The 17,358-nt window shown below is 60.2% G+C and carries 13 protein-coding genes; 5 read left to right on the top strand and 8 right to left on the bottom strand.

Going from position 1 to position 17,358, the window contains the following annotated elements; genetic code table 11:
- Window positions 1-104: 104 nt before the first annotated feature.
- The 4 genes from ACK6D9_RS12125 to ACK6D9_RS12110 form a co-directional block, all read right to left on the bottom strand.
- A protein-coding gene (locus ACK6D9_RS12125) for an IS5 family transposase (protein ID WP_412048718.1) occupies window positions 105-856 on the bottom strand; the annotation gives its coding sequence in 2 pieces (ribosomal slippage) (window positions 105-523 and window positions 523-856; 753 coding nt in all).
- Window positions 857-1,180: 324 nt separating this feature from the next.
- Window positions 1,181-2,218 carry an IS110 family transposase gene (locus ACK6D9_RS12120; protein WP_412048717.1) on the bottom strand — a complete coding sequence of 346 codons (1,038 nt, stop codon included), beginning with the start codon at window positions 2,216-2,218 and terminating at the stop codon, window positions 1,181-1,183.
- Window positions 2,219-2,343: 125 nt separating this feature from the next.
- Window positions 2,344-2,604 carry a DUF1344 domain-containing protein gene (locus ACK6D9_RS12115; RefSeq protein WP_412048716.1) on the bottom strand — a complete coding sequence of 87 codons (261 nt, stop codon included), beginning with the start codon at window positions 2,602-2,604 and terminating at the stop codon, window positions 2,344-2,346.
- A gap of 340 nt (window positions 2,605-2,944) precedes the next feature.
- Window positions 2,945-3,175, bottom strand: a complete 231-nt coding sequence (locus ACK6D9_RS12110; RefSeq protein ID WP_412048715.1) for a hypothetical protein — start codon at window positions 3,173-3,175, stop codon at window positions 2,945-2,947.
- Window positions 3,176-3,203: 28 nt separating this feature from the next.
- Here ACK6D9_RS12110 and ACK6D9_RS12105 point away from each other — a divergent pair, with 28 nt between their 5' ends.
- Window positions 3,204-3,791 (top strand): IS630 family transposase, encoded by a 588-nt coding sequence (locus ACK6D9_RS12105; protein WP_412048714.1) that lies wholly within the window; start codon window positions 3,204-3,206, stop codon window positions 3,789-3,791.
- 128 nt (window positions 3,792-3,919) lie between these two features.
- Here ACK6D9_RS12105 and prfB read toward each other — a convergent pair.
- The 3 genes from prfB to ACK6D9_RS12090 form a co-directional block, all read right to left on the bottom strand.
- A protein-coding gene (gene prfB, locus ACK6D9_RS12100) for a peptide chain release factor 2 (protein ID WP_322989632.1) occupies window positions 3,920-5,048 on the bottom strand; the annotation gives its coding sequence in 2 pieces (ribosomal slippage) (window positions 3,920-4,978 and window positions 4,980-5,048; 1,128 coding nt in all).
- A gap of 122 nt (window positions 5,049-5,170) precedes the next feature.
- On the bottom strand, window positions 5,171-7,633 hold the full coding sequence (locus ACK6D9_RS12095) for a penicillin-binding protein 1A (protein ID WP_412048713.1): 2,463 nt from the start codon (window positions 7,631-7,633) through the stop codon (window positions 5,171-5,173).
- A 203-nt stretch (window positions 7,634-7,836) separates the two neighbouring features.
- A complete protein-coding gene (locus ACK6D9_RS12090; RefSeq protein ID WP_412048712.1) occupies window positions 7,837-9,099 on the bottom strand; it encodes an N-acetylmuramoyl-L-alanine amidase in 1,263 nt (420 codons plus the stop codon).
- Window positions 9,100-9,873: 774 nt separating this feature from the next.
- Between ACK6D9_RS12090 and ACK6D9_RS12085 the strand changes: the two genes are divergently transcribed.
- Complete coding sequence (locus ACK6D9_RS12085; RefSeq protein ID WP_412048711.1) at window positions 9,874-12,933, top strand: Rne/Rng family ribonuclease; 3,060 nt, start codon at window positions 9,874-9,876, stop codon at window positions 12,931-12,933.
- A gap of 138 nt (window positions 12,934-13,071) precedes the next feature.
- Here the strand turns inward: ACK6D9_RS12085 and ACK6D9_RS12080 are convergent, their stop codons facing one another.
- On the bottom strand, window positions 13,072-14,190 hold the full coding sequence (locus tag ACK6D9_RS12080) for a pyridoxal phosphate-dependent aminotransferase (RefSeq protein WP_412051803.1): 1,119 nt from the start codon (window positions 14,188-14,190) through the stop codon (window positions 13,072-13,074).
- A 209-nt stretch (window positions 14,191-14,399) separates the two neighbouring features.
- On the opposite strand from ACK6D9_RS12080, the gene ACK6D9_RS12075 reads away from it, so the two are divergent.
- The 3 genes from ACK6D9_RS12075 (at window position 14,400) to accB (ending at window position 17,354) form a co-directional block, all read left to right on the top strand.
- Complete coding sequence (locus tag ACK6D9_RS12075; RefSeq protein ID WP_412048710.1) at window positions 14,400-15,812, top strand: M48 family metalloprotease; 1,413 nt, start codon at window positions 14,400-14,402, stop codon at window positions 15,810-15,812.
- Window positions 15,813-15,863: 51 nt separating this feature from the next.
- Entirely contained in the window at window positions 15,864-16,628 is a 765-nt protein-coding gene (locus tag ACK6D9_RS12070) for a DsbA family protein (protein WP_322988077.1), read from the top strand.
- Between the two features lie 267 nt (window positions 16,629-16,895).
- Window positions 16,896-17,354: an acetyl-CoA carboxylase biotin carboxyl carrier protein gene (accB, locus tag ACK6D9_RS12065; protein WP_412048709.1), complete on the top strand. Its 459-nt coding sequence runs from the start codon at window positions 16,896-16,898 to the stop codon at window positions 17,352-17,354.
- The last annotated feature ends 4 nt before the right edge of the window (window positions 17,355-17,358 follow it).

Raw genomic sequence — 17,358 nt, 5'->3', positions numbered from 1 at the left:
GTGGCGGCTGCGCGCCGACCCCGTACAGAAGCAAGACCCCGGCGACTGGATGACGACAAAGGGATTGACTCACACAGGCCCGTTACAGAAGGGGCTGTTGACGTTTACCGTGTGTGAATGAGCGTTGCGGCAATTGAGATGAAGGCTTTGAAACTCTGGTCGGTTTTGCAAGAGCGCATTGCTATCCCTCTGTTTTCCTTCAGTTTGCCAAAGTAGTTTTCGATCAAATGCCGCCATTTGTAGGTTTCCTTGTCGAACTCTGCCGGGAACCTCCGGTTGGATGTTGGCGGTATGACCGGGGTTATGCCGCGATCCAGCAGGCCATTGCGCAGCCAATCCGCGTCAAAGGCCCTGTCCGCCAGCAAATATCCGGCGGACAAGCCGCTGATCAACGCATCGGTCTCGCGCAGATCATGAGCTTGCCCTGGCATCAGACAGAAATCGACGAGATTACCGAGCGCATCCGTCAGAGCCAGTATCTTTGTCGTTATGCCGCCGCGTGAGCGTCCAATGGCCTGGCAGAGAGTCCCCCTTTTGCGCCCTGACCCGAGCGATGAACCTTGACGATAGTACCGTCGATCATTGCGTATTCCAGATCGGCGTCTGAGGCTAATGCTTTGAACATACAATAGAAAGCATCCGCTTTGACCCATCTGCGGAACCGCTTGAATACAGAATTCCATTTGCCAAACTCACCCGGCAATTCGCGCCATTGCGCGCCCGTGCGGACGATCCAGAGGACTGCCTCCATGAAAAGTCGTGGGTCACGTCCGGTTTGTCCGGGATCGGTGGTTTTACCCAGGCAGTATGGTTCGATGATCGCCCATTGCGAATTGGATAGGACTCTTCGGGTCAAGGTTACTCTCCTCCGTTTGCAACCTTGAATCAGAAGTCAGGTGATTTGGGAATCCCGAACGTCAACAGCCCCTTCTGTAACGGGCCTGTGTGAGTCAATCCCTTTGTCGTCATCCAGTCGCCGGGGTCTTGCTTCTGTACGGGGTCGGCGCGCAGCCGCCACCTGATGGGGTTTGAAGAGGATGAGGTCGACCAATCTAGAGTCGCGTGATCGCTATGCCACGCAGGCTGTTACGGTCTGACCTGATCCATCGTCCCGGCGACGGGACTTCGCTTCGGGAAGGTCTGGTGTCGTGGCCCACCCGAGAACCTTGGCTCTCCTTTTTTAGGCCCCCGTCATCGACTTGGCTTCACCGTTGAAGACGGTGCCGTTGGCGAGCATGCGGTGCAGGATCACGGCGAGCTTGCGCGCGAGCGCAACCTTTGCCTTCTTCATTCCGGCACGTCGGGCAATCCGCATCGCCCAACTCTTGAGCGCCGTGCAGCCCTTGAGCGGTTTGGTCAGCATGATGTGGGCGGCTTCAAACAGCGCCGTGCGCACCGCCGCGTCACCGATCTTGCTGATGCGGCCGCTGTAGTCGGTCTCGCCGGACTGATACCGCCTTGGCGTCAGCCCGAAATGCGCGCCCACTTGCTTGGAGGAGGAGAAACGATCCGGGTCGTCGATGGCAGACGCATATGTAAGCGCCACGATCGGCCCCACTCCCGGTGTGGTCATTAACTGCCTGGTCCTTATATCCTGACGCACCAGCGCTCGAACTTGCTTTTCGAAAGCCTGAAACTCGCGCAAGAGCACGGCATGCACCGAAAGCAGTCCCCCCGTCACAATCTGCAGGTTCTCATGGCCGACCACGAGATCGCGGATGCGTTCGGCAAAGTGGCGCGGCGTGGTCGGGCCGACCTTCAGCCCGAAGCCGCGCAAAATGCCACGCACACTGTTCTCCATATCCCGCAACTTCGATTGAACCAGCTTGCGCGCCGTCAGCACTGCCCGAACCTCCTGCGCTGCCAAAGATTTGCAATGCACCGGCCGGAACCAACCCAACCGCATCAACTGCGCGATCCCACGCGCATCATTCCGGTCCGTCTTCACCGGCATCGCCTTGAAGGCGTCACGCACATGCCGCGTCTCCAGAAGCTCGACTGCAAGGCCGTCTTGCCGCATGGCCGCATAAAGCCATTGCGATAGGGGGCCAGCTTCCAGTCCGATGCGCACCAGCTCAAAGCCGAGCGACGCAAACCAGCCGATCAGCGCTGCCGGTTCGCTTGCCACCTTACTCTCGCGAACGATCTTGCCACTGGCGTCGACAACGCACACGCTCGAAGATTCCAATGAAACGTCAATCCCTGCATAATGCTCCATGGTCGTCTCTCCTCGATGCTTGGAGCGGGATCCGTCCCGACTCCGTTCACACCATCAGTGTGAGGGACGACCACCTTCTCACCAACCCTGCCTCCGTCGGCCGGCTTGGCAGCCCGTTACCCCATCTAGTGTACGATCGTGACCTTGTCGGCCATATGCTTGGAGTTCTGCATGGTCCAGGAAACCTCGACCTTCTCGCCAACCTTCACGCCCGGATCCTTGAAGGTCTTGGTCAGGGTGTAGACGGTTCCGTCATTGAGGGTCAGCGTCTGGGCTTTCGAACTGAAGTCCTTGACCGTACCGCTGGTCATGGTGCTGGCGGCGAAAGCGCCGAAAGTCGCGGCGAGGATGGCCCCGACCGCAAGTGGCATCAAGAAAACACGCATATGCGTTGCTCCCGTATCAAACCCCAGCGGTAGACCGAGAAGCCGGTTTGACCGCCGGTAGTCAGTTGCGAAGCCGTCTAGCCATGTCGTGTCGTGGAGCGGGTTGCCGACCCGACCCACCGGCTTGGTCCGGCTTCGTGAAGAAAACTAAAGCGTGTCGCAGCTTTTGAGATTCGGGATTCCCGGACGGAATGATTTGTGATTCACTCTGCCCATGGAAGGAGAACCGCCATGGGTAAGCCGCATCCGGTTGAGTTGCGTGCGCGTGTCGTTGGGTTTGTAGAAGAAGGCAACAGCCATCGTGAGGCGGCTCGGCATTTCCGGGTGTCTCCGAGGTTTGTCAACAACATGATGATCCTGCATCGTGCCACCGGCTCGCTTGCACCTCAAAGGCAGGGGCATCCGCTGGGCGGCCGGCAAGCTGACGCCGCATGGCGAATGGATTGGCGCCCGTGTCGCTGCGAATGGCGAAGTGACACTCGATGAACTCTGCGTCGAACTCGCCGGGCGCGGTGTTGATGTGCATCGCTCGACCGTTGGCCGGTTTCTCAATCGGCTTGGGCTGAGCCATAAAAAAAAGCCTCAAGGCAAGCGAACAATTGCGACCGGAGATCGCCAACGCCCGTGATCTTTGGATCAAGCGACGCCGGCGCTTCTTCAACAAGGCATTGGCGCGGCTGATTTTTATCGATGAAACATCGACCAACACCAAACTGATCAAACGCACAGGATGGTCAGCCAAAGGTCAGCGCTTCAACGCCTATACGCCGTTCGGCGCGTGGAAAACGCAGACCTTCATCGCCGGCTTGCGCAGTCACGGACTGACCGCGCCATGGATCGTCAACGCGCCGATGAACCAACGGATCTTCGAAACCTGGGTCGAAACCCAACTGGCTCCAACCCTGTCAAAAGGCGACATCGTCATTCTCGACAATGTCGCCTTCCACAAAAGCGAGCGTGCCGAGCAATTGGTCAGGGCCAAAGGAGCCTGGCTCCTCTTCCTGCCGCCCTACAGCCCCGACCTCAATCCCATCGAGATGGCATTTTCCAAACTCAAGGCGCTGCTGCGAAAGCACGCCGCTCGCAGCTTTGACGCCATCAGCTCGGCGCTCGGCGAAATCGTAGGCCTCTTCTCCATCACCGAATGCCAAAATTTCTTCAAGGCCGCAGGCTATGAGGCGGAATAGATGCGATACGCTTTAGCGCCGGTAGAAGCCCGCTTTCAAATTACAAAAAGTTAATTCACAAGACGCTTTACGCGCCCCGTTTTGGCCGGGATTGCCGCAATCCCGACATGTTGAAAATCGGGAATTGCTCAGTCGATGTCGTCGACGTCGGCAGCACCGCCATAGACCCGCTGCGCCAGCGCCGCTTCCATGAACTGGTCAAGATCGCCGTCAAGCACTCCTTGCGGATTGGTGCTTTCGGTGCCGGTGCGCAGATCCTTGACCAGCTGGTAGGGCTGCAACACGTAGGAACGGATCTGGTGACCCCAGCCAATTTCGGTCTTTGACGCCGCTTCTTCGCTGGCCGCTTCTTCGCGTTTCTTCAGTTCGGCCTCGTAGATCCGCGCCCTGAGCATGTCCCAGGCCTTGGCGCGGTTCTTGTGCTGCGAGCGTTCCTGCTGGCACTGCACCACGATGCCGGTCGGAATATGGGTGATGCGGACCGCGGAATCGGTGGTGTTGACATGCTGACCGCCGGCGCCGGACGCGCGGTAGGTGTCTATGCGGCAATCGCTTTCATTGATGTCGACATCGATCGAATCGTCGATCACCGGGTAGGTCCAGATGCTCGAGAACGACGTGTGGCGGCGCGCCTGGCTGTCATAGGGTGAGATCCGCACCAAACGGTGAACGCCGGATTCGGTCTTGAGCCATCCATACGCGTTGTGGCCCTTGACCAGCAGCGTGGCCGATTTGATGCCGGCTTCTTCGCCGTCGTGGATTTCCATCAGCTCCACCTTCATGCCACGGCGCTCGGCCCAGCGGGTGTACATGCGCAAGAGCATGTTGGCCCAGTCCTGGCTTTCAGTGCCGCCGGCGCCCGAATGGACTTCCAGATAGGTGTCGTTGCCGTCCGCCTCGCCCGACAGCAGCGATTCGATCTGCTGCTTGGTGACTTCGGTGCGCAGTTCCTTGAGCGCTGCCTCGGCCTCGGTGACGATGTCGCTGTCGCCTTCCTCCTCGCCCATCTCGATCAGTTCGAGATTGTCGGCAAGCTGGGCTTCAAGGCGTTTCAGGCCATTGATGGAATCATCAAGCTGCTGACGCTCGCGCATCAGGTTTTGCGCCTCCTGGGGATCATCCCAGATCGTCGGGTCTTCGGCCTTGGCGTTCAACCATTCCAGACGTTTTTGAGCAGGATCCCAGTCAAAGATGCCTCCTCAGCAGGCTTACGGCCTGCTTGATTTCGTCGACAACGACTTGGGTTTCTGAGCGCATGGATCTATGATTCCGTCAGGTAAAACAATGTGGCTAACATGCCAAAGCGGGCGGAACATAAGGTCCACGCCTGGCGATGTAAAGCCGTCAGACACAGCCCGGCGGCAGTTTGTCTGACGGGCTCAGTAGAGCCCGCCGGAACCGGTGACAACGGCTTGATTGGCCTGCGGCGAGATGTTGGTGATGGCCTCGCCAGTGGCGTAATCCTCAAGACCGATCACCGAATAGACATCCGAGGGGCCTGTACCGGGCTTGAAGGCTTCCATGATCACATCGGGTTCGCCCGGATTGGCCTGCATGCCGGTCTTGCGGTTGATGGCGATAAGTTTCATGCCATCGGGAATGCGGAAATCCACCGGTCGGGTGCCTTCCAGCGCGGCGAGCATGAATTCGTTGAACACGGGTGCCGCCAGCGCGCCGCCGGTTGAACCACGGCCCATCGGCGTCGGGTTGTCGAAGCCGATGAACACGCCGGTGACCAGATCCGGCGTGTAGCCAACGAACCAGGCGTCCTTCTCGTCATTTGTGGTGCCGGTCTTGCCAGCCGTCGGACGGCCGAGATTGACCTTGCTGGCAGCGGTGCCGCGGGTCACCACACCCTCCATCATCGAGGTGATCTGATAGGATGTCATCGGATCAAGCACCTGCTCGCGGGTGTCCACCACCTCGGGCTCGTCCTGTGACAGCCAGGCGGTGGCAACACAGGCATCGCAACTGCGCTCCTCGTGCTTGAAGATGGTCTTGCCATAGCGGTCCTGAATACGGTCGATCAGCGACGGCTTGATCTGCTTGCCGCCATTTGCCAGAACCGAATAGGCCGACACCATGCGCATTACCGTGGTTTCACCGGAGCCCAGCGACATCGCCAGCACCGGCAGCATCTTGTCATAAAGGCCAAAACGCTCGGCATATTCGGCGACCAGGCTCATCCCCATGTCCTTGGCAAGCCGCACCGTCATCAGGTTGCGCGACTTCTCGATACCCAGGCGCAGCGTCGACGGACCGGCGGAACCGCCGCCATAGTTTTTCGGCTTCCAGATCTCGCCGCCGGAGACGATTTCGATCGGCGCGTCGAGCACCACGGAAGCCGGCGTATAGCCATTGTCGAGCGCTGCCGCATAGATGAACGGCTTGAATGCCGAACCGGGCTGGCGCTCGGCCTGGGTAGCGCGATTGAACTCAGACTGGGCATAGGAAAAGCCGCCGACCATCGCAAGCACGCGGCCGGTATGGGGGTCCATGGCGACAAGCGCACCCTGGACCTTCGGCGGCTGGCGCAGCCGCAGCCGGCTCTCGCCCTCCTTGTCATAGGCCTCGACATAGACCACGTCGCCGGGGTTGAGCACTTCTGCGGCCGACTTGACATTGCGACGCTTGTCGCCGGTGATGTTGAGCCGGTAGGCCCACTTCATGTCTTCGGCCAAAATCGAGCCGGTGTGCCGCTGGGTCTCAACTGCGCCGGTTTCCTCACGCCCCGGGCGGAGCCCGACATCGACCGTATCGTTGGTCGCTGACAGAACCACGGCCAGCGTCCACTCGGGAACGTCGCGAAGCGGATCAACGTCAGCGAGAAGCGCGCCCCAGTCGCCTGACACATCAATGCGCTCGACCGGTCCGCGGAAACCACGGCGCTCGTCATAAGTGACAAGGCCCTTCTGCAGTGCCTTGCGGGCCAGCGCCTGCAGCTTCGGATCGAGCGTCGTGCGAACCGACAACCCGCCCTCATACAACGCATCCTTGCCGTAACGGTCAATCATCTCGCGGCGGACTTCCTCGGCAAAGAATTCCGAGGCGAACAGGTAGGAACCGGTTTTACGCACCGAAACCCCGAGCGGCTGGTTCTTGGCGGAAGCGCCATCGGTGGCGGTGACGTAACCATTTTCGACCATCCGGTCGATCACCCAGTTACGCCGCTCGATCGCCCGGTCGGGATGGCGGAACGGATGATAATTCGACGGCGCCTTGGGCAGCGCTGCCAGATAAGCGGTCTCGGCAATGGTCAGCTCGTTGACCGACTTGTTGAAATAGGTCAGCGCCGCGCCGGCAATGCCGTAAGCATTCTGGCCAAAGAAAATTTCGTTGAGATAAAGCTCGAGAATCCGGTCCTTGGAATAGGCCTGCTCGATACGGAACGATAGAATCGCCTCCTTGACTTTGCGGTCGATGGTCTGGTCAGCCGACAGCAGGAAGTTCTTGGCGACCTGCTGGGTGATGGTTGATGCGCCGACCGGCCTGCGCCCGGAGCCAAGGTTCTGGATATTGACGACGATGGCGCGCGCCAGGCCGATGGGGTCAACGCCGGGATGGGAATAGAAATTCTTGTCCTCGGCGGACAGGAAGGCGGCCTTGACACGGTCGGGGATGGCTTGAATCGGCAAGAACAACCGACGCTCACGGGCGTATTCGGCCATCAGCTCGCCGGAGGCGGCGTGCACCCGCGTGGTAACCGGTGGTTCGTAGCTGTTGAGCACTTCGTAGTCTGGCAGATCCTTGGAGACATCGCCGATGTACCAAGCCACGCCGGCAGCCACGATCAGGAACATCACGGCCCCGATCCCAAAGAAGTATCCAATCAGTCGTATCATCAGTCAGCTACCGTTTTCTATTCTTGTTGAGCCGCCGGGCAAGCGCCAGCAAAGGCCATCTTTCTGCCGACCGGTTAGCCCGGACAATGTGCGGAAAATAGGGCCTATATTCGTATTCGGCGAGACCATGCCATTTGCCGTGGCTGTCGTTGCCAATCTATCACACCGCGGACGCAGCGCCGAGAACCATCTGATGCGCTGGATCATTGCCGGCCCGCCAGTATGGTTTGCCGGTACTTGTGGACCGACTGCGCCAGCAGCCGTGCGGTATTCTTCCGCCAGGTTTCGTCGGTAAGCAGCTTTTCATCTTCCGGGTTGGACAGATAACCCAGTTCGACCAGCACCGAGGGTACATCGGGGGCCTGCAACACCTTGAAGCCAGCCTGGCGATGCGGGTTGTTGATCAGCTTGACCTGTCCTTCGAATGAATTGATCACTTCCTGCGCAAGGTCCGATGAGAACACCCGTGTCTCGGTTCGTGCCAGATCCACCAGAATCGCCGCTACCGCCTCAGGCGCTTCTTCGAGGCTCGCGCCTGCGATGCCATCACCTCGATTTTCCTGATTAGCGACCGACTGAGCCAGCGCATCGGAAGCCTTGTCGGACAAGGTATAGACGGTTGCCCCGCGCAAGGAGCGGACCCGGATCGAATCAGCGTGCAGTGAAATCAGCAGATCGGCCTCTTCCTCACGAGCCTTGCGGACACGCGCCGACAGCGACAGGAAGGTATCATCGGTACGGGTCATGGCAACGCGGACACCGTCTTCCTGCTCGAGCGCCCGTTTGAGCGCCTCGGCAAATGCAAGACTGATGTTTTTCTCCATTGAGCCATCTGCGCCCTCGGCACCGCCGTCGATGCCGCCGTGGCCGGGATCAATGACAATGGTCAGCGTGTCGCCGGAAGCCCTGGCCGCGCCGTCACGATCCGCCTTGAGATCGGGCTCCAGCCAATCGGAGGCATCGACCTGTGCGGCGAAGGCCTGTGCATCAATGGCGACAGCGTCAAACACCAGCCGCTGGATACTGCCGGCGGCTTCCTCGCTGGTATCAGCGAGTTCAAGACTGGCCGGCGCGGCAAGATCGAACACCATTCGCGCCTTGCCCTCCCCGGATTTGCCGTAACGAACCGCCGAAATTAGTCCGCGCGCAACCAACGCGTTCTTTTCAAAAGCAAAAACAGTCTCCGGCAGGTCGATGACAACGCGATCGGGATGAGCCAGATAGCGCAGTTGGAATTCCGGCTCGCCTTCAAAATCCATCACCAGGCGGACCCGATTTTCATCGCCGGCCATGCGCGCGTCGATGGCTACCAGCGGCTTCTTGTCGGCGGGTTCCGGATCGGCCCTGGCGAGAACCGGGGCGCATGCGACAGCAACCAGCAGGCCACAGGCAAGCACACAGCGCCGCCATTCATGCACGACCGCGCCCGCTAGATGATTTTGCCTGTCCTGTGCGATCGGTCGCATTCACCTGCCTTGTTTCTGGCTGCCCAACCACACCCCGCCGCACTCTGCCGACGACAATTCAAACGCGGATCGACTCCCGGTTACGGCAATGGATATCTTCCCGCAATCTGGTTAACCAGCCGTTTACCATGTCCATCGCAGCGAAAGTTCTTACGCTGCGGCACACTCGGTGGGGCTGAGAGCATTTCAGCTTGCCAGATCGCGCCTCACCCCATAGAAGCATGAAGTGGGAAAGTGTTCTGACGGGATAGAACTGTCACCCTTCCGGCCGCCGCCCGAATTCGGGCTTACGGCGCCAGGAGTGAGGATCGTCCGTCGTCTAGAAGGATACTTCTCCAGGGCAACCGGTAGTTTTGTTCTCATGTCGAGGAGCCATCCGGGGTGCTCGTGTAATGCAATATGGCCCAAAATGCGGCGAAGTTGTTCAACTTTTATCTGCTCGCGGCCAAGACACGTATTCAACCCGGCGGGCAAGGTAGCCTGCCACAACCTTCGCGGCGAACGTGCCGCACGCCCCAACAGGGGTTCTTCATCGGTCCGCAAGGACTAATCGCAAATGAAATTCCGACCGGCTATCATGGTGCAACAGCGGAACTCCCCTAGTGTGAACAGGCCCCGGGCGTTAATCGCTCCGGCTTCTGCCTCTTCGCGCGCCGCCATTGACCGAGCATCGGAAAATCTTTCATCCGGCACCCGCCCTCCCGTTCCACCGCTGTACCTGTCATCAGGCCGGCGGATCAGACGCATCTGGGCGTGCCGAGGAGCTTATACTCAATGGCAGAAAAAATGCTTATCGACGCGTCCCATCCCGAGGAGACCCGCGTCGTTGTCGTCCGTGGAAGCCGCATAGAGGAGTTCGACTTCGAATCGCAGCACAAGAAACAGCTGCGAGGCAATATCTATCTGGCCAAGGTGACCCGCGTTGAGCCGTCACTGCAGGCCGCGTTTGTCGATTACGGTGGCAACCGCCACGGTTTCCTGGCTTTCTCCGAAATCCATCCGGATTATTACCAGATCCCCTTCGCTGACCGGCAGGCATTGCTTCAGGCGGAAGCCGAAGACGCTGAATCCGATCCTGATTTCGACAGCGCCGACGAGGCCGAGAGCGAAGCAAGCAAGCCCAAGGCAAAAGCCAAATCGCGGTCGCGGTCACGATCGAAGTCAAGCGAAGCCAAGTCGGGTGACGAAGAAAACGCGGATGAAGCCGAAACAAGCGACGGTGAAGCCGGCGCTGATACGGCAACTGCGGCGAAGTCACGCCCGCGTCGCAGCCGTCGCGGCAAGAAGACCGGTGACGAAGCTACGACCGACGAGGCACCTGACGAAGCCAAGACGACAGCCGCCGATACTTCAGAGCAAACTTCTGCCGATGAAAATGCCGCAACAGTAGATGCGGCTACTGACGCTGCCGACACCGCCGATGCCCCGAACACCAAGGACGATGGTGACGACAAGCCGACCGAGATGGCGGCCGAAGTGGAAGCCGACGAAATATCCGAACCGGTGTCGCGCCGCAGGCGCAAAAAGGGCAACGAAGACGACGACAATGATGGATCCGGCGAAGACGACGCCGTCGAATCGGTCGGTTCCGAGGACGCGATGGAAGAAGTTCCGACGCGCTCGCAGCGCAAACCGCGCAAGCAGTACCGCATTCAGGAAGTCATCAAGCGCCGTCAGATTTTGCTGGTTCAGGTGGTCAAGGAAGAACGCGGCAACAAGGGCGCAGCCCTGACGACCTATCTGTCGCTGGCTGGCCGCTATTCGGTGCTGATGCCGAACACCGCACGTGGCGGCGGCATCTCGCGCAAGATCACCAATCTGCCCGACCGCAAGCGTCTCAAGGAGATCGCCCGCGAGCTTGAAGTGCCGAAGGGCATGGGCGTCATCCTGCGCACCGCCGGCGCCAACCGCACCAAAGTCGAAGTCAAGCGCGACTTCGAATACCTGATGCGGCTGTGGGAGAACGTCCGCAACCTGACGCTCAAATCAACGGCGCCCAGCCTCGTCTATGAGGAAGGCAGCCTGATCAAGCGCTCGATCCGTGACCTTTACAACAAGGACATCTCGGAAATCGTCGTTTCCGGTGAGGAAGGCTACCGCGAAGCCAAAGACTTCATGAAGATGCTGATGCCGAGCCATGCCAAGGTGGTTCAGCCCTACCGCGATCTGCATCCGATTTTCGCCCGCTCCGGCATCGAAGCGCAGCTCGATCGCATGTTGCAGCCGCAGGTGACGTTGAAGTCTGGCGGTTACATTATCATCAACCAGACAGAAGCGCTGGTCGCCATCGACGTCAACTCGGGCCGGTCGACCCGCGAGCACTCGATCGAAGACACGGCGCTGCAGACCAACCTCGAAGCAGCAGAAGAAGTTGCCCGCCAGCTCAGGCTGCGCGACCTGGCCGGTCTGATCGTCATCGACTTCATCGACATGGAAGAAAACCGCAACAACCGCGCGGTTGAAAAGCGGATGAAGGATTGCCTGAAAAACGACCGTGCCCGCATCCAGGTGGGACGGATCTCGCATTTCGGCCTTCTGGAAATGTCGCGCCAGCGGATCAGGGCGTCGGTGCTGGAAAGCACCATGCAGATCTGCCCGACCTGTGGCGGCAACGGACTTATCCGGTCGCAATCTTCGGTGGCACTGCATGTGCTGCGCGGCGTTGAGGAGTATCTGCTCAAGAACACCACGCACGACATCATCGTGCGCACCACCGCAGAAACAGCGCTCTACATGCTCAACCACAAGCGCGACACGATCGTCGATCTTGAAAACCGGTTCGGCGTCTCGATCAGCTTCTCCGCCGACGACGCAGTCGGGTCCAATCATTTCGCCATCGACCGGGGCGCAGCAGTGGAAACACCCGTCAACATCGACAACATCACCGTCAACTCTCCGGCCTATCCTGAAGATGACGACGATCCCGAAATCGTCGAGGACGAAGCCGAGGTCGATGAGAACACCGAGGCGGAAGAGCCGAAGACCGAAGCCCAGGGCGACGAGCACAGCGAGCGCGAAGACGGCTCGGGCCGCAAGCGTCGTCGGCGCCGGCGGCGTGGCGGACGCAAGTCCGAGGGTGAAAACGGCAATGGCAACGGCGACGAAAACGCAGCCTCATCCGAGGATACCGCCGGCGATGCCGATAATAATGACAGCGGCAACGATAACGATAACGACGACACTTCGGGCGATGACGATGCTTCCGCAGACGGCGCCGAGAGCGACGAGCACCGCCGTGGCAAGCGCCGCCGTCGGGGCAAGCGAGGCGGACGCCGTAACCGCGAAGATGAGGCAACATCGGGCGAGAACGGCGATGAAGCAGTGGCCGCACAGCAGCCAGAAGCTTCGGCTGAGACCGATGCTGACATGGTAGCACAAGCTGTTCCGGTAACTGCGGAAGCTGCGGGTGCCGAGCCTGTTGCTGAAGCCGCGGATGCCGACGCCTCCGCCAAGGCGGAAGCGCAGCCCGAGGCTGAAGCCGTGGCACCGGCCAAGCCGGCCCGTCGCAGGCGCCGCACCAAGGCCGAGATCGCCGCCGACAAGGCAGCCGAGGAAGCCGCAACCGAAAGCAATGCGGCCGCTGCGGTCGAGACTCCCGATGTTTCAGGTGTGGTGATCGAGGAGCCGGCGGCAGAGCAAGCCCCTGCCCCGACTGAACCCGCTCCGGAAGCTAAGGAAGAGAAAGCGGCCGAAACAGCGGAAGACGACAGCCGGCGCGCCCGCACAGATCTTGCAGCCAGCGCCACAGCGCCGGTGGTGACGTCGTCGAGCACACCCGACAAGAGCGAAAAGCCCAAGAAAGCCGGGTGGTGGCAGAAACGCGGCTTCTTCTAGAAGTCGCTCAAACCAATACAAAAAACGGCCGCTTTCGAGCGGCCGTTTCTGTTTTTCAGTTCAAGATGTTGGCTTCAACACCCGGACGCCGGTCAGGGCTTGACGGGCGGGCTCGTGTTTTCCCGGTAACGGTGCAACTCAGCGCCGCCCCAGCCAGCCTTCCAGCCGATCGAGCGCGGTCTTCATCTCGTCATGGCTGCCGGCATAGGAAAAACGCATGTAGCGGGCGCCATCGACCGGGTCGAAGTCACGGCCCGGGGTCGCTGCGACATGGATGTCAGCCAGCATCTGATGCGCGAATGCCATCGAATCATTGGTATGGCCGGAGGCATCGACCCAAGCATAGAACGCGCCGTCCATGGGGGCTGCGAACGGCAATCCGAGTGCCGGCAAGCGTTCGGCCAGCAGCGTCCGGTTTTGCCGGTAGCCCGCACACACCGCGTCCATCTCGGCGGTTCCCGTCAACGCCGCTTCCGCGGCGATCTGCGAAAGCTCCGGCGGACTTATGTAGAGGCTCTGGGCCAGACATTCGACCGGCCGTACCAGACCCTCGGGCAGGACCATCCAGCCGATCCGCCAACCGGTCATGCAGAAATATTTCGAGAATGAATTGATGACGATGGCCCGATCGGAGACCGACAGCGCGGTGACTTCCTCGCCGCTCCAGGTCAAGCCGTGATAGATCTCGTCGGAAATGAAGGCGACGCCACGGTCGGCGCACCAAGCATCGAGCGCAGCGATGGCCTCGCGGTCGTGGACCGCACCGGTGGGATTGGCCGGGCTGGCGATCAGCACGCCTGCAACCCGCGCACCGGCGTCACGTTCCGCCGCTTCGATGGCAGACGGCGTCAAGGCGTGTCCGGTTTCTGCCCCGACTGCGATTTCTACGACCTTGAGGCCCAGGGCTGCAAGTATGTTGCGGTAGGCAGGATAGCCAGGCCGGGTGATCACCACCAGGTCGCCTGGATTGAACAATTGCAAAAAGGCCAGGTTGAATCCGGCCGAGGAGCCTGTGGTGACGGCAACGCGTTGCGGATCGAGATCAAGGCCGTAGCGGGTACGGTAGCGCACGGCGATGGCGGTACGAAGACTTTTAAGCCCGAGCGCATCGGTGTAGCCCAGACGTCCCACTTCCAGCGCCCTGGCAGCTGCCGCGCGCGCCGCTGTGGGCGCCGGGTGCGCCGGCTGGCCCACCGCCATCGAAATCACATCGTTGCCCAAAGCCTTCAAACGGGTAGCCTCGGCGAGTATATCCATGGCATGAAACGGCTCGACCGATGGTTTGCGGTGCAATTTCAATTTATCAACTCCGGGATGTTTGCTTCAGCGATCTCGATTGGCCGCACAATTGCCCGATTGTCGTGGCCATCACAAGAGCGAGAGCAAGGCTGTCCAGCTGTTTTGAGCGATTGCTTTTCCGGGCTATGCCGCTACCTTTCACCTGAAAGACGAGGACATCACCACGCATGACGACCACGACAGCGCCAACCAACAAGCAACCGACCGCGGCTCTGCGGGCCGCCAAGGGAATTGCCGCACGGGCCTGCGGTGGAGTCATGGCAGCAGCCCTGACCTGTTCGTTTGCATTGCCGGCACTGGCCCAGGGACGGGTGGCGGTGGTGCGCGACGCCGAAATTGAAACATTGCTCAAGCAATATGCCCAACCAGTGCTCAAGGCCGCGGGGCTGAAATCGAGCCGGGTACAGATCGTGCTGGTCAATGATCCCAGCTTCAACGCCTTCGTTGATGGCCAGCGGATATTCGTCAATACGGGCGCACTTAGCGCCGCCTCCGTTCCCAACGAAATCATCGGTGTGATCGCCCATGAGGCCGGGCATCTGGCCGGTGGCCACCAGCAGCGCCTGCGTGAACAGATAGCCGCCGCGCGGACGATGGCCATTGTTGGCAGCCTGCTTGGTGCAGGCGCCATTGCCGCCGGCAGCATCTCGGGAAATTCCGGCAGCACACAAGCCGGCGGTGCGATAATTACCGCCGCCCCGGGACTGGCCCAGCGCAGCCTGCTGAGCTATCGGCGTTCGGAAGAAATGAACGCCGACCAGGCCGCCGGCCGCTATCTCAACGCCACCGGGCAGTCAATGCGCGGCATGTTGACGACGTTCGAGCGCTTCTCGCAAAGCCTTTCGTTGTCGGGCGTGCAGGTCGACCAGTACCAGATCAGTCACCCGCTGCCGCGTGATCGTATCGCACTGCTGGAGGAACTGGCGCGCAAGAGCAAATATTTCGACGCCCAGGACCCAGCCGGACTGGTCGCCAGGCACAATCTGATGCGCGCCAAGATCGCTGCCTACAGTGGCGGTGCGCAGGCGGTCGCAAGGCTTTTTTCCAAAGACCGCAGTTCGCTCGCCGCGCGCTATGGCGATGCGATTGCCACCGATCTGGCCGGCAATTCGGCCGCAGCGCTGAAGAAACTCGACGCTTTGGTCAGGGAGCAACCGAAAAATCCCTATTTTCACGAGTTCCGCGGCGAGGTGCTGATCAAGCTGCGCAGGAATGACGAAGCGATCAAGGCGCTGAGCACCGCAACCAAGTTGGACCGAAGCGATTCCGGGTTGATCCGGGCACGGCTCGGATTCGCGCTGGTGGCATCCGGCAAGGCTGACAATCTGACTCGCGCCATCAAGGAATTGCGGGCATCAATCCAGAGCGAGCCGGACAATTTCACCGCCTACAGGAACCTGTCGCAAGCCTATGGCCAGTCCGGGGATATCGGAAACGCCGAACTGGTTCTGGCCGAAGGCAATTTCCGCGCCGGCAATGTCCGCGACGCGAGGGTGTTCGCCGCCCGTGCGCTGCAAAAGCTCCCCAAAGGATCGCCGGGCGCTGTCCGCGCCAATGACATCTTAACCATCGGAAAATAGAACAGCTTTCCAAGAGAGCGCTCCGCTAGAACTGACAAGAGGAAACCCGACATGGCATTTCGCAAACGCATCCCCCTGATGGCAGCGCTGCTGTTTGGCGCTGTATCAGCCATTCCGCTTCCGGCTGCTGCGTTCGATGATGCCGACAAACAGGAAATCGGCGCGATTGTCCGCGACTATCTGTTGACCAACCCGGAAATCCTCGAAGAGGTCCAACAGGCGCTGGCCATAAAAAAGGAAGCCGAAAGCCGTGGAATGGCGCAGGCAGCCATCACCGACAACACCGATGCAATTTTCAACGCGGCCGAAGACATCTCGCTTGGCAACCCCAATGGCGATGTAACCGTGGTCGAATTTTTCGATTACAATTGCGGTTTCTGCAAGCGCGCCATGCAGGACATGGTCACCATCATCGAACAGGATGACAATGTCCGCTTCGTGCTCAAGGAATTCCCGATCCTGGGACCGGATTCAGTGGCAGCACACCGGGTCAGCATGGCGTTTCGCAAGATAGCGCCTGAGCAATACGAGGCGTTTCACCTGAAACTGCTGGGCGGCGACGTGCGGGCAACCGAGGCGCAGGCGATTGATGTGGCCGCCAGCCTGGGCGTCGATGAAGCCAAACTGCGGGCAGGCATGGACGACCCGGCCATCGAGCAGTCGATCCGTCAGTCCTACCAGCTCGCCGATGCGCTGGGCATTTCCGGCACACCGTCCTTCATCCTTGGCGACGAGGCAGTTTTCGGCGCCGTGGGCACAGAGCCGTTGCTTGACAAGATCGCCAATCTGCGTTCCTGCCAGAGCACAGTCTGCTGACCGATATCGCACCCTACGCAAGGCAATTTACCCCAATCGCTTGTGGACAATCCGGAGGGCTGGCCAAAAGCCTTCCCCCGGCTTGGACCCAAGGTGTAAGACTATGGCCAGAGCGGCTTGGCGCTGGCTGCGTGATTGGGGCCATTTTTGCGGCCGCATACCCCTTGGCGGGCTTGTCACCAGACGGCACAGGGCTGTAAAGGGACGAACAAATACCGCGACGGCTGAAATCGCCGCCTACGTCACCAACAATAGAGGCAATGTCCGATGGCAACACGAAAACCGTCGATCGACCAAGATCTGATCCGGGATCTGGCCAACATTCTCAATGAGACCGATCTGACTGAAATCGAAATCGAGCAGGATGACTTGCGGGTGCGCGTCAGCCGCGCCGGTACGCCTCAGACCATTCATGCGCCGATTGCCCAGCCACAGGCCGCGGCTCCGCAGTTGGCGCCTGCCGAAGCAGCGCCGGTGGCGACCTCTCCTTCGGCCAACGCCGTCACGGCTCCGATGGTCGGTTCGGTCTACCTGTCGCCTGCGCCGGGTTCCAAGCCGTTCGTCGAGATTGGCCAGATGGTCAAGGAAGGTCAGACCATCCTGATCATCGAAGCCATGAAAACCATGAACCAGATTCCCTCGCCGCGCGCCGGCAAGGTGGTCCAGATTCTGGTAGCCGACGGCGATCCGGTGGAATTCGCTGAACCGATGATCGTGATCGAATAAGTGA

The organism is Hoeflea sp. Naph1, from assembly GCF_046837775.1.
Lineage (GTDB): Bacteria > Pseudomonadota > Alphaproteobacteria > Rhizobiales > Rhizobiaceae > Hoeflea.
This window is presented reverse-complemented; position numbering and strand designations above follow the sequence as displayed.

Coding starts and splice junctions, on each gene's coding strand:
- ACK6D9_RS12110 (WP_412048715.1), bottom strand. CDS start 3,175: ATGGCTCAGCCCAAGCCGATTGAGAAACCGGCCAACGGTCGAGCGATG.
- ACK6D9_RS12085 (WP_412048711.1), top strand. CDS start 9,874: ATGGCAGAAAAAATGCTTATCGACGCGTCCCATCCCGAGGAGACCCGC.
- ACK6D9_RS12120 (WP_412048717.1), bottom strand. CDS start 2,218: ATGGAGCATTATGCAGGGATTGACGTTTCATTGGAATCTTCGAGCGTG.
- ACK6D9_RS12075 (WP_412048710.1), top strand. CDS start 14,400: ATGACGACCACGACAGCGCCAACCAACAAGCAACCGACCGCGGCTCTG.
- ACK6D9_RS12090 (WP_412048712.1), bottom strand. CDS start 9,099: ATGCGACCGATCGCACAGGACAGGCAAAATCATCTAGCGGGCGCGGTC.
- ACK6D9_RS12115 (WP_412048716.1), bottom strand. CDS start 2,604: ATGCGTGTTTTCTTGATGCCACTTGCGGTCGGGGCCATCCTCGCCGCG.
- ACK6D9_RS12095 (WP_412048713.1), bottom strand. CDS start 7,633: ATGATACGACTGATTGGATACTTCTTTGGGATCGGGGCCGTGATGTTC.
- ACK6D9_RS12080 (WP_412051803.1), bottom strand. CDS start 14,190: ATGGATATACTCGCCGAGGCTACCCGTTTGAAGGCTTTGGGCAACGAT.
- ACK6D9_RS12070 (WP_322988077.1), top strand. CDS start 15,864: ATGGCATTTCGCAAACGCATCCCCCTGATGGCAGCGCTGCTGTTTGGC.
- accB (WP_412048709.1), top strand. CDS start 16,896: ATGGCAACACGAAAACCGTCGATCGACCAAGATCTGATCCGGGATCTG.